This is a genomic window from Bacillus sp. E214, from assembly GCF_008087365.1.
GTDB lineage: Bacteria > Bacillota > Bacilli > Bacillales > Pradoshiaceae > Pradoshia.
On sequence record NZ_VENN01000001.1, the window covers coordinates 735010 to 747944 of the forward strand.

The window sequence follows — 12935 nt, forward strand, 5'->3', positions numbered from 1 at the left end:
AGAGTTGATTTGTTTAAAATCTGCCTACCTTAGGAGGAGTATTTTTTTGTAAAAAGATATTCATATTATTGATCTGTCTTTTCAAAACGTTGAGTATGTACATATTTTAAGTACGGTCGTGATATCGAGATAATCTTTCATTTTCCTAAAAATATTGAAGATGCTAATTATAAATATTAGGATACTCGTGCTTAGGTTTATATTGGTGAGTTCATTCAACAAATTATAAATTAAGAATACCATTGAAAGGTAATAGGTCATTCATTGGCATTCTAGAGTGTAATAATTGAAGATAAAAAATACATATTATATTACCTCTGTATGATGAATATTAGAGAATGGTGGTAGAATACGTTACTTGGAAAACCGAGTATTTATCTAACATTAAAATGTACATTAAGGTAAGGTTATTACAACATATCAATAATATCAGGTTCGTCATCATTATATGATTTAGGCTCTTGAATAAACATCTTCTTGGCTAAGTTACCTATTGTATTGGTTGCAAAAGCATCTACAGTTCCTCCAATAATTCCACCTGCTACAGGAACCATTTTACTTAAATTAATGACTCCTTTTTCTCCAAACTTTGTTAGTAAACGAAATCCTACAGCATGATTAATTTTTTTAATAACCTCAAAAGGTATTTTTTTTATACCTGTTACTGCAAGCTTCCTACCAATTTGAATCCCTGTATTTTTAAGAATGTCTTTAGCTCCGTTTCCTGCTAAACATACATAAACAAAAGTTTTAACCTGATCATCTTTTAGATCATATCCCCCCATATGTGCAATAGCTGCTACCATTCTCATTTGTACGAATATAACACTAGTTATATTTGCAGGGACAGCAACTGGCAAAGTAATAAGTCCTCCTACTCCTGTTAAGAAGCCACTTGTGGCACTTTTAGTATTTTGCCAATTAATTAAACTTTGAACTTTTTGATCAAGTGTACCACTTTTTTGTAAATAACTTTCAGCTAACTCTATGGCTGTGTCCATTCCAGCTATTCCGCCATTAATTGCTTTATCATAAGACCAATCTAAGGCATTCATTATAGCATCGTGGGTTAATCTTTTTTTCTCGTCCACTATATATTCACCTTACCTCTCAGTATTATACTAATATTATAAGTTATTTATCTGACTGTGCTAATTGTTTAATTGATATTATTGTTATCAAAACTAGTTTTTTCAGCAATTGCGGATAACCGGCCATATTTCTAATAGAATCCTTTAATAATTCTGTGGCTCAATACAATTTTCTTTACTATTGGAAGCGAATCTAATCTGTCCAGCTTTCATATTCGGGAATTTTGTAAAACCTACTAATAATTTCTTCATTTAAATACCTCCGTTGATAAAAATAATTATATAAAAGTACGTCTCTATTTTTGTCTCTTCTTGTATGGAGTATATAAAGGTAAATTCGGTCGAGGATCTAGATAATCCATCTTTAACAACAGATTAGTACTGGAGATAATACAGCACTCAGAAAAACGCTTTTTAAGAGTATATAGACCCTCGGCTGCATAAGATGTACAAGCCCTCTTCTGGTTTAGACAGAGAAGACCCTCCTTGTACTTAACCACAGCATCCCAACCACCTTTCCCAAGAATTTTAGATGTTTTTATAGGTTTGTAGGATATTTCAATCAGTAGGTAAGCGTTATAATGAATTTTGTAAGCGCTTTAATTTACGATAAAGGGGGAAAAGACGATGAAGAAATTAGGTTTAGTCCTAATGGGGTTACTGACGGTGCTAGCTTTGGCTGCGTGTAGCGATGATGATGAAAAAGCAGGTCAATCCACGAAGGATGGGGCAATTGAGCTTACGCTTTGGACTGACTGGACCGAGGATCGGCCGGAAAATACTCTTTACAAAGACATTATTTCTAAATTCAATAAAGAACACGATGATATTCAGGTTAAGGTAGAGGCCATACCACATGACCAATATGAAACTAAATTAAGAACACAAGCTGCTGGTAACCAATTACCTGACATGATGCGTGTATGGCCTGGGGCGAGAACAGAGCCTCTTGCTGAAGGTGGAGCCATCCTTCCCTTAAACCCAATCATTGAGAACTGGGATGGAGTTATTCCTGATGCCATTCTACAAGACTATGCGTTAGATGATAATTATTACGCAATCCCTTCAAACATTAGTATTACAGGATTAATTTACTATCATAAGGACATTCTTCAAGATGTAGGGTTTGATGAGTTTCCAAAAACATATGCAGAATTTAAAAAACTTGTAAAAGCACTTAATGATAAAGGAACGACTCCAATTTCTTTAGGTAACAAAGCAATCTGGCCATTACAATCTGTTTACATCTCTACTATTGCTGATCGCTTTACTGGAAGTGATTTCTTAGAGAATACATTAAATGGAGATGGCAGCTTCGAAGATCCGCAATTTATCAATGCATTATCTGTGATCGACGAATTAACAAAATTAAAGGCATTTAATGAGGATATAAATACCCTTGATGAAGCTCAATCGCGAAATGAATTCATTAAAGGAACTGCAGCACTCCACTTTGCTGGTTCATGGGCACTTGGTCCAATCTTAGACAGTGTAGAAAATATTGATAACATTGGTGTAGCTCCATTCCCTACATTTGAAGGTGGTAAAGGTGATCCTGCCAAGATTGCTGGGGCAGCTGGCGGGGGAATCGCCGTTAACAGCAAGTTAAGTAAAGAAGAGCAAGAGGCTGCTTTCACATTCTTAAAATACTACTATGGTGATGAACTATACCAAGGCTTAATCAAAGCGAATATTATCGTTCCAGCTACTGTTGAAATGGATGACAGCATTCCACAAATATTCCAGGATGCTAACAGCTTTGCTCAAGGTGGATTAGTGCCAGTATATGATGCAACATTAACTCCTGAACTTACTGATATTATTAACAATGGCTTGCAATCTATTACCTTAGGTGACAAAACACCTGAACAATTAGCGGAAGAAATGCAAAAAGAAAACAAAAGTAAATAATCGTCTATAAGTTCTTTCACAGGTTACTTCATGCAAGTAACCTGTGAATGTTTAGGGGGGAAGAAAATGAAGTTAACTAAGAAGACTAAAGGGGCGTTTTTACTAGGTATACTGCCTGCTTTCTTACTATATATTGTTTTTGCCATTTATCCGATTCTCCAATCCTTCTATTATTCATTCATGGATTGGAACGGATTCAATGAAATGACCTTCGTAGGATTAGATAACTTTAAAAAGCTATTTGCGGATTCGCTATTTTGGAACTCTGTCAAAAATAATATATACGTAGTATTAGTCTCTGTGCTGGGCCAAGTTCCACTTGCTTTATTTTTTGCCCTTTTATTGAACCGTAAAATGAAGGGTGCGAAATTATTTAGAACAATTGGGTTTCTGCCAGTTGTTTTATCAACCGTAGTGATCTCCTTAACTTGGAGTTTGATTTTCAATTCCCGTAATGGATTAATCAATGAATTTCTACGATCAATCGGGTTAGATTCACTTGCACAAAATTGGTTGGGAGATACAAAGTGGGCAATGGCATCTGTCTTAGTAGTCGTAGTTTGGCAGTTTGTTGGTCTATACTTAATTATTTTTCTGGCCGCATTACAAAATATACCTACAGAAGTATTAGAAGCCGCTAAAATGGATGGCGCATCGGAATGGGCAACAACCTGGAAGATTACGATTCCAATGATTTGGGAAACCATTCTAGTTGCAATTACGCTTTGTATTGCAGGCAGTTTGAAAACATTTGATTTGATCTATGTCATGACACACGGTGGTCCTGCACATTCAACGGATGTTATGGCACTCTATATGTTTAATGAAACATTTTCAAAATTGCAGTATGGTTATGGTAGTGCAGTGTCCGTATTTATTTTCTTCTTTAGTCTGATCTTAATAGCAATTGTAAACAAAGTATTAGGAAAGAAAATGATTTAGGAGGTGGGTATAGATGGCGAAAACAAATGAAATACCTAAGAAAAGAAGCTTCAAAAAAGTAAGCATCTATATAGCATTAATTATATTTGCAATCATTAATGCATATCCAATTATTTGGATGGCAATCAACTCCTTTAAATCCGAGAAGGAGTTTGCAACAAACCAATTTGGGTTTCCAAAGAAATTTATAATAGAAAACTATACTGCCGCTTGGGATATTGCTAACTTAGGTGTCCTGTTTAAGAATAGTATTTTTATTACTGTAACAGCGACTGTATTAACCGTTTTTATCGGGGCGTTAGCATCTTATTTCTTATCTCGATTTGATTTCAAGATGAGCAAGTGGTTATATGGATTTTTCATCTTTGGATTATTAATACCGATTCATGCCACATTAGTACCTATGTTTATTCTAATGAAAAATTTAGGACTATTGAATACACCCATCACCTTACTCTTTCCCTATATCGCTTTTCATTTACCCATTACGATCTTTATCCTCACCAGCTTTATGAAGGGCTTTCCTAAGGATATTGAAGAATCTGCAATCATGGACGGGTGCGGAGTTTTTAGAATATTTTGGTCCATCATCCTGCCCATGTCACGTCCGGCAATCGCTACAACTGTCATTCTTAATTTCATCTACAATTGGAATGAATTTTCATTTGCGCTAGTGTTAATTAATGACCCAGAGCTTCAAACATTGCCACTAGGTTTAGCAAACTTTGCAGGTCAATTTACAACCGACTATGGTGCCCAAATGGCTGGTTTAACGATGTCTTTAATTCCAATTGTCATTTTCTACATGATTTTTGAAAAGAATATTGTTAAAGGTATGACAGCTGGTGCGGTAAAAGGGTAAATGAATATGATTCGAAATTGGGGCCTAAAAAAGAAGTTTATGATTATATTCCTTGTATTCATCACACTACCAACAGTATGCTACGGCATTCTCATTTACTACCAAACAACCGAAGTACTTAAAGGTCAGCTGGAAGAGGATATCATAGAAATGCTAGAAAAAGATGAACAGAGCCTTTTGTCCATCATACGAGATGTTGAAAGTATGTCCTCCTATATGATTTACAGCGAGGACTTTCGAACATTTTTTAAAACTACAGATGAAATCCCTATTGCGGATAAAAGTAGTATGGACGGGATAAAAGGCTATTTTACTTTTCAATTGATGTCAAATGAGTATATATCCTCCATCTTATTACAAGGAGGAAATGGTGAGGAGCTGGCATTTGGTGAACCTGTTTTTGGAAACGAGGATAAGTTAGATCAGGCTGCCATAGACGGAAAAGGATCTCCCATTTGGAGCGATACCTATGGGGTTACAAGTGGGTGGGATGGGAAAAAATATGTTATTAGCCTCTCTAGAGTCATTAACGATTTAAATAAGATTAATCAACTAATTGGCATCGTAAGAATCCGTCTTGATCAGGAAAAAATTAAGAGAAATTTAGAAGTAAAACAAGGTAATTACCTGGTCATGTCAAAGTCCGGTGAAGTTATTCTTCATTCAAATCAAGAGCTAATAGGAAAAAAATACAATGATCCTGCCTTTATCGATTGGGTCAATCATAGTGAGAACCTAGCCTATGATTTTACAAAAAACAACCATAACTATAAAGCTGTTAAAAAAAAGCTGAGTGGGACAAATTGGACATCTATCGTGATTGTAAATGAGGAGCACTTGGTCAAGGAACTGTATACCGTTCGAAATTCGATTCGTAATATGATTTTTCTTCTTCTCATATGTGGAATCATCGCTTTTTATGGATTCTATCGCTCTAATATAAAAAGAGTAATTGAATTAACTGGCCAAACACACCAGCTTGAGAAAGGGGACTTCTCGGCGAATGTGGGCATTTCAACAAATGATGAAATTGGTCAACTAGGGAAACAGTTTAATAAAATGGTCAAAACAATTCAAAGACATATTGATACAGAATACAAACTGACTATTAAACAAAAGGAATCTGAATTAAAGGCGCTTCAGAATCAAATTGATCCACATTTTCTATACAATACATTAGACATGATTCGATGGACGGCACGCCTTGAAAATGCAATGGAAACAGGTCAACAAATTGAACAACTATCAAAAGTATTCCGAATGAATTTAAATAATGGTAAAATGTGGGTTACAATAGAGGAGGAAATAGCCTATATTGAATCTTATTTAGAATTACAAAAAAGCCGCTTAGGAGAACGTCTATCTTTTTACATTTTTATTGATGATCAAATCAAACGTTCCTACATAATGAAACAATTAATGCAGCCACTAGTTGAAAATTGTATCCAGCACGGTTTTAAAGAATTACCCAGACAAGGAATCATATCCATTCACTGCTACCAAGCGGAAGATCAGTTATGGATCGATGTGATAGATAACGGTTGGGGTTTCGAAAAAGGTACGGAAGATACTGGTTATGCAATGAAAAACCTAAAAGAACGTTTAGAGATTGCGTTTGGAGAACCTTATGGTTTGCTGGTGTTAGAAGCTGAATCCGGAGCATTGGTAAGACTAATCCTGCCACTACTTTGGCAGCCCATAAACATGGAGAAATCAGGTGAACACTCGTGACTTTTAAAATGTTAATAGTGGATGATGAACCTATTATTTCCCGTGGTCTGCGTTTAACGATTCCCTGGGAGACCATCGATGTCGAAGTAGTAGACACAGCACATGACGGAGAGGATGCCATCGAGAAGGTTATACAATATGGCGATATAGACATTGTTATTACAGATATAAGGATGCCAAAAATGGATGGACTGCAGCTGGCGCGTTTTCTGTATGCAAACTACCCTCAAATTCGGACGATTATTCTTAGTGGATTTGAAGAATTTGAATATGCCCAGCAAGCTATCAAATTGGGTGTAGATAACTATTTTCTTAAACCGGTTGATATTAATGAGCTCGTGGAAAATGTTAAAGAGATAACCAACGAAATGAAGCAAAAGCGGCAGCAAAAAAAAGAACTGGACAAAATAGGATTGAGAAATGCAATCCTCCAACAAGTAACAAATTTACAAAGGTCTTCACCTGTTAAATCAGATGACTATAACGGCTTCAGAATTTATCCATTTATTAGTATGCATCAAAATTATAAACGAAAAATAACTAGTTTGTCAGAAGGGGAATATGAAGAGTTTTTAAGAGGATGGGAGAAAAGCATTGAGAGGAAACTACAAGAATATGGACTTACCTCTTATTCGTTCTTTACTGAAAAAAATATACTAGTTACCTGTGTTCATAGTGATGATGGTCGGAAAATGACGTCGGATATCCGGCAAAGTTTAATTCGAAATGATGGATTAAACCTTCAATTTGTTTGGAGCGATGAGTGGATTCCTGTTGAAGAACTCATGGTCGTACTAACAGAACTACTAAATAAAGGAAGGTATTTAGCTTTCACTGAGTGTACTAGCATTATAGTTTCAGATCAATTGAGACGGGATACCCTTCAATCGTACCCAACTAAACTTGAAGAGCAATTAATAGAAGCTATTATTCAAAAGAAAGATTTAGACCTACATACTTTTACGAATGAATTATTCGGATACTTTACAATACATGAATTCTTCCTGGATGAAGCTGTTCAGGTTTGCAGAGAGATGCTTAATAAAATTTTGGATCACTATAAGTCTCTGAGTGGGAAAAACGTCAGGAAATGGGATCTTTATTACAGTGAGAGTATAAATGTCCATGAATATAACTCATTCGAATTGTTGAGAGAACTTTTTTATCTGGACCTTTCCTCCATTCGTAAATACCAATCTGAGCTGAAGAATTTTGACAAACAGGATTTGTTAATCAATCACGCGAAGGAATACATACATGAATACTACAGAACAAATATTAGAGTTCATGAAGTAGCGGAGGTCCTTAATATAACCCCTAATTATTTCAGTTCTCTATTTAAGCAGAAAACAAGCGTTAATTTCAATGAATACGTTAACCAATTAAGAGTGGATGAAGCAAAGATCTTACTTGCGGAGACTCCTTTTAAGGTAAACGAAATATCCGAACAAGTAGGATTCCATGAATATAAATATTTCGTGGGAGTGTTTAAAAAACTGACAGGAATGACTGCGACGGACTATCGGAAATTTAGAAACCTGCAAGATAGAAAAACTGGGGAGAGATCATAATAGATGGAAAAAATAACATGGAAGCTACCAAAGGACTTTATTTTAGGAGCATCATCTTCTGCATGGCAAACTGAAGGCTGGACCGATAAAAAAGAGTCTCAGGATTCATATTTAGACCTATGGTACAAAAAGAATAAGAATGTTTGGCATAACGGATATGGACCTGCTTCTGCAACTGATTTTTACAATCGCTATCAAGAAGATATCAGTTATATGAAGGAAATTGGTCTATCCCATTTTAGAACATCAATCAATTGGTCTCGTTTTTTAACGGATTATGAGAATGCTATTGTGGATGAAGAATACGCAAGCTTTGTCGGAAACGTTATTGATGAATTAATTAGAAATGGCGTAGAGCCGATGATCTGTCTGGAGCACTATGAATTGCCTGCTTATTTATTTGAAACATACGGCGGTTGGGGTTCAAAGCATGTGGTTGAATTATTTGCAAAATATGCAGAAAAAGTATTTGAACGTTATGGGAATCGTGTGAAACACTGGTTCGTATTTAATGAGCCAGTTGTAGTCCAAACACGCATATACTTGGATGCGATTCGTTGGCCATATGAACAGAACACAAAAAAATGGATGCAGTGGAACTATAATAAAGGGCTTGCTACTGCTAAAGTGGTGAAGTTATTTAAGGAAATGGGATTAAAGGATCAAACAGGAGCCAAAATTGGGACCATCCTAAACCCTGAAGTTACCTATGCTCGTTCATCATCTGAACACGACCAAAAAGCAGCTAGGATGTATGACCTGTTCTTCAATCGTGTATTCTTAGATCCAGCCATTAAGGGTGAGTATCCACAGGAATTATTTGAGTTAATGGAAAAACATGATATTACTTTCGAGCATACAACCGAAGAGCTGCAGCTTATTAAGGAAAATACGATTGATTATGTGGGCATTAATCTATATTTCCCACACCGCGTCAGAGCACGTACAACTGCATGGAGTGAAGAAACACCTTTCCACCCTGAGTACTATTATGAAAAACACGAGCTAGTAGGTAAGAAAATGAACCCATATCGTGGCTGGGAAATCTACCCGCAAATTATGTTTGATATGGCGGTCAGATTGAAAGAAGAGTACGGAAACATTGAATGGTTTATTGCTGAAAATGGAATGGGTGTAGAAAACGAAGGCAGATTTAAGAATGAAGAACAAATCATTCAGGATGATTACCGAATTGAGTTTATAAGCGAACATTTAAAATGGCTCTTAAAGGCAATCGAAGAAGGAGCCAACTGTAAAGGCTATATGCTTTGGGCATTCACCGACAATGTATCACCAATGAACGCATTCAAAAACCGGTATGGTTTAGTTGAAATTAATTTAGACGATAACCGCAATCGAGCACTTAAGAAATCTGCTTACTGGTATAAACAAGTAATCGAAACAAAAGAATTTGAAGCAGAGAATGACGATTTTTATAGGTGAGTTGGGATGACCATTCCAGAATGTATCTAACCTCAAAGGCCATGAAATCAATTTGATTCGATAGGATTAATGGATAAAGGGAAGGATATTAGATGATAGCTAGCTATATGGACAGTCTTATTTTAAGCTGCTAAAAAGGCGATATTTTAAAAAAATATATAAAATAAGTCTGTGAAAGGTTCATTTAGATGAAATATATATGGTAATGTATTATCTTGTTTTGAGCATAATAGGGAAATAGACTATGGTGTATAGTAACGTTATAATAATTGGAAAATTTAATTAAGGAACGGTGAAGATTTTTTTGGACAGCATTTGGACCTCAATTGTAATTTTGTTAATACTTATCGTGGCAAATGGTATATTTGCTATGACCGAAATTTCAATTGTTACATCTAAGAAGAATAGACTAGAAAAATTGCGAGATGAAGGAAATTCCAGTGCTAGTTATGCTTTGAAATTAGCGGATGACCCAAATCAATTATTGTCGACTATTCAAATCGGAATCACATTAATTGGGGTAATTACAGGTGCATTTGGCGGTGCAACCATTGCAAGCCAGCTAGCTGTTTATATTGAACAAATTAATGGTCTTGCTTCTTTCAGTAATGAGCTAAGTCTGATCGTGGTTGTAGGACTTTCAACTTACTTATCATTAATTATTGGTGAGTTAGTTCCAAAACGGATTGGTATGGGAAATCCAGAAAAAGTAGCATGTGCAGTAGCAAAACCAATGTATTATTTTTCAAAAGTTGGACGCCCAATTATTTGGTTTTTAAGTAAGTCTACTGATTTTGCATTAAAATTTTTAAGAATAAAACCCACAAGCCAACCGAATGTAACCGAAGAAGAAATAACCCAATTAATTGAACAAGGTGTTCATAGTGGGATTGTTGAAGAAATAGAACAGGATATGGTAGAACAAATTTTCTATTTAGGGGACAAACGTCTTAGTGATATTTTAACACCTCGTACGCAGCTTGTTTACATTGATTTAGAGGATTCGTTTGAAGAAAATATGAAAAAAATTAATGAAAGTTATTACTCCAAATTTCCTGTTGGGATTGGAAGTTTAGATGATTTTCAAGGAATCATTCATAAAAAAGATCTTTTATCAAGAATTGTGGCAGGAGAGAATTTTTCTTTAGCGGATTCCGTCAAAGATACACTTGTTCTGCCAGAACAAATGAAAGTATATCGGGCATTGGAAACATTGAAAAAATCCGGCCAGCATGAAGCCGTTATTATCGATGAATATGGAGGAATTGAGGGCTTTGTCACTCTTCATGATATTATGGAAAATATTATTGGAGAAATGCCTGAAAAGGATAATGAAGAAGAGCCGCAAATTATAGAGAGAGATGGAAACTCATGGTTGGCAGATGGTCTTGTTTCGATTGATACGTTTATTAGATATTTTGATTTGGAAGACTTTACGATTCTTAACCAAAGTAAAAACTTCCACACATTGGGTGGATTTATTATTAATAAAATTGGATATATACCAAAAATTAAAGACACCATTCAAGTAGATGACTTTCAACTTGAAGTAGTGGACATGGATCGTGCCCGAGTAGATAAAGTGTTAATCACAAGGCTAGAAAGAGACTCAACAGAAGAAATAATATAAGATGACCTAATTAATGGTCATCTTTTTTATGTGGAATATGTATTAATCAAACTCTCATAAATTGAAGGAGTTAAATCTAAAGAAACGTTAAAAGTCCTAGGAATCATTTTCGATTCTCTAAGGCTTTTTTAATTTTGTGTAATTTTATTGGCAATGAAACAAAGAAAAGGTGAAGGAGCTAAAAATGGTTCCTATTTAGATGATACACGATCCGATAAGAACCTGTGAGCTGCCTTATCTCTTTTATGTGACAATCTAAAAGGCTTTCTACAAGGGATCACTGAAACTTATTTTTGTGAAATTCGTAAATATATATAGAGTAAAGTAATAAAAAGTGTCGCATGGAGGGGATAGAAATGGCAGAGAAATATATATCCGTTGTAGGTGTTTGTCATTATTTTGGAGCGGATATTTTCAAGGTTGGTCAGAAGATAATCTTAAGAAAAGACTTTGATAATAAGCATGATGATGAAGCAATTCAAGCCGAGCTCGATACAATTGGCAAGGTTGGTTATGTGGCTAATAGTTATCAGACAGTTGCAAAAGGAACCCGCAGTGCCGGCAGAATCTATGATACATTCGAGGACGTATGCATGGGACAAGTGGCTTTCATTGTAAAGGATACAATCATCGTGAAATTATTAGGAAATGAAGAGAGTGCTTAAATCAGATCTGCCTGAAAGAATGGCATTAATTTTGAAGTGTTAAACGTAAGTGAAGTAGAGATACGCCGTCCTTAAAGTGAAAGTCTTATTTTAGTAGAGGCTGTGGGTGGCTCTCGCAAGATTTTGATTAAGTTGGAAGTAGAAACTAAAACGGAAAAGGCAGGATATTCATATGGAGTTGCTGACTTTATGTGAAATAATTGTTATAATTTAACAAAAAACCACCGTAGGCGGAGAAAGCTATGGAGACTGAAGTCTATACTTGTGAAGAATTTTTTTCTATCTACTTCTTTACTTATGACGGTAGTTTTAGTCTTGTTTCTACCTCTCATGGTTATTTATGCTTTGATTATTCATTTTACAGGCCAGTATTATGAGAATTTAATCTATTTAATTCTGTTTCTTTTTCTGTTGTGTCTTATAGATATGGGAGTGGGGACTATTATTGATAGCTTTCTTCACGCCGTAACGGACATTTATAAGGATATCTTTGTCAATAAGTTGATTCCGAGTATCTTAACTTTCGCTGGTAGTTATATAGTTATTAGCGCACTTGATTACTTTTTTACAGTCATCAATCTTTCTACAACTGTGAAAGTAATTATCATAGCTATTCATCTTGTTGCTTCGCTGCTGTTTGATAAAATTGACCAAAGTGTGGATGGAAAGAATGAAACGGATGAAACCGATAGTGATATTTATCAAATAGATCCAATGATAGAAAACGAAATCGCTTCTTTGTTAAAATCTGAAATCAATTGGGTTGAATGTGTCAAGATAATCAAGGACAAGCATCCGGATGTTCCTAAAGAAAGAATTGTAGCTGTAACCCGAAAGTTACATATGGATAATAAAAATTCTTCTTTTTAAAAGTAAAGAAGTAGAAGAGCTGCCCTTAGTGGGCGGCTTTTTTAGTAGAGACACTTTTAACAATATTTTCAGTTTATCTGCTCTAGTATGCTATTAAATCACCTTTTAAAGTGGATTAGGAGGGTTTATCTTTAATAACATTTGTTCGTTACCAGTAATTTTTATTACACCAATCTCTTCTAATTGGATTAGATTAATGATTGCTATAGCTATTACTGG

10 protein-coding genes are annotated in these 12935 nt (G+C 35.2%); 9 read left to right on the forward strand and 1 reads right to left on the reverse strand.

Going from position 1 to position 12935, the window contains the following annotated elements; genetic code table 11:
• Positions 1-410: 410 nt before the first annotated feature.
• Positions 411-1091, reverse strand: coding sequence for an EcsC family protein (locus FHY47_RS03430; RefSeq protein ID WP_225983687.1), 681 nt, complete (start codon positions 1089-1091; stop codon positions 411-413).
• A 627-nt stretch (positions 1092-1718) separates the two neighbouring features.
• On the opposite strand from FHY47_RS03430, the gene FHY47_RS03435 reads away from it, so the two are divergent.
• The 9 genes from FHY47_RS03435 (at position 1719) to FHY47_RS03475 (ending at position 12716) form a co-directional block, all read left to right on the forward strand.
• Positions 1719-3002 (forward strand): extracellular solute-binding protein, encoded by a 1284-nt coding sequence (locus FHY47_RS03435; protein WP_148629651.1) that lies wholly within the window; start codon positions 1719-1721, stop codon positions 3000-3002.
• A gap of 66 nt (positions 3003-3068) precedes the next feature.
• On the forward strand, positions 3069-3944 hold the full coding sequence (locus tag FHY47_RS03440; RefSeq protein WP_148629652.1) for a carbohydrate ABC transporter permease: 876 nt from the start codon (positions 3069-3071) through the stop codon (positions 3942-3944).
• 13 nt (positions 3945-3957) lie between these two features.
• On the forward strand, positions 3958-4806 hold the full coding sequence (locus tag FHY47_RS03445) for a carbohydrate ABC transporter permease (protein WP_139891075.1): 849 nt from the start codon (positions 3958-3960) through the stop codon (positions 4804-4806).
• A gap of 6 nt (positions 4807-4812) precedes the next feature.
• Positions 4813-6537 carry a cache domain-containing sensor histidine kinase gene (locus tag FHY47_RS03450; protein ID WP_148629653.1) on the forward strand — a complete coding sequence of 575 codons (1725 nt, stop codon included), beginning with the start codon at positions 4813-4815 and terminating at the stop codon, positions 6535-6537.
• On the forward strand, positions 6534-8108 hold the full coding sequence (locus tag FHY47_RS03455) for a response regulator transcription factor (RefSeq protein WP_148629654.1): 1575 nt from the start codon (positions 6534-6536) through the stop codon (positions 8106-8108). The genes FHY47_RS03450 and FHY47_RS03455 overlap by 4 nt, the downstream gene beginning before the upstream one ends.
• Positions 8109-8111: 3 nt before the next feature.
• Entirely contained in the window at positions 8112-9551 is a 1440-nt protein-coding gene (locus FHY47_RS03460; protein ID WP_148629655.1) for a glycoside hydrolase family 1 protein, read from the forward strand.
• A 304-nt stretch (positions 9552-9855) separates the two neighbouring features.
• Positions 9856-11181 carry a hemolysin family protein gene (locus FHY47_RS03465; protein WP_140461391.1) on the forward strand — a complete coding sequence of 442 codons (1326 nt, stop codon included), beginning with the start codon at positions 9856-9858 and terminating at the stop codon, positions 11179-11181.
• Positions 11182-11537: 356 nt separating this feature from the next.
• The gene (locus FHY47_RS03470) at positions 11538-11846 is read left to right on the forward strand and encodes an HIRAN domain-containing protein (RefSeq protein WP_066104124.1); all 309 of its coding nucleotides are present in this window, start codon (positions 11538-11540) and stop codon (positions 11844-11846) included.
• 297 nt (positions 11847-12143) lie between these two features.
• On the forward strand, positions 12144-12716 hold the full coding sequence (locus FHY47_RS03475) for a hypothetical protein (protein ID WP_187393422.1): 573 nt from the start codon (positions 12144-12146) through the stop codon (positions 12714-12716).
• Positions 12717-12935 lie beyond the last annotated feature (219 nt).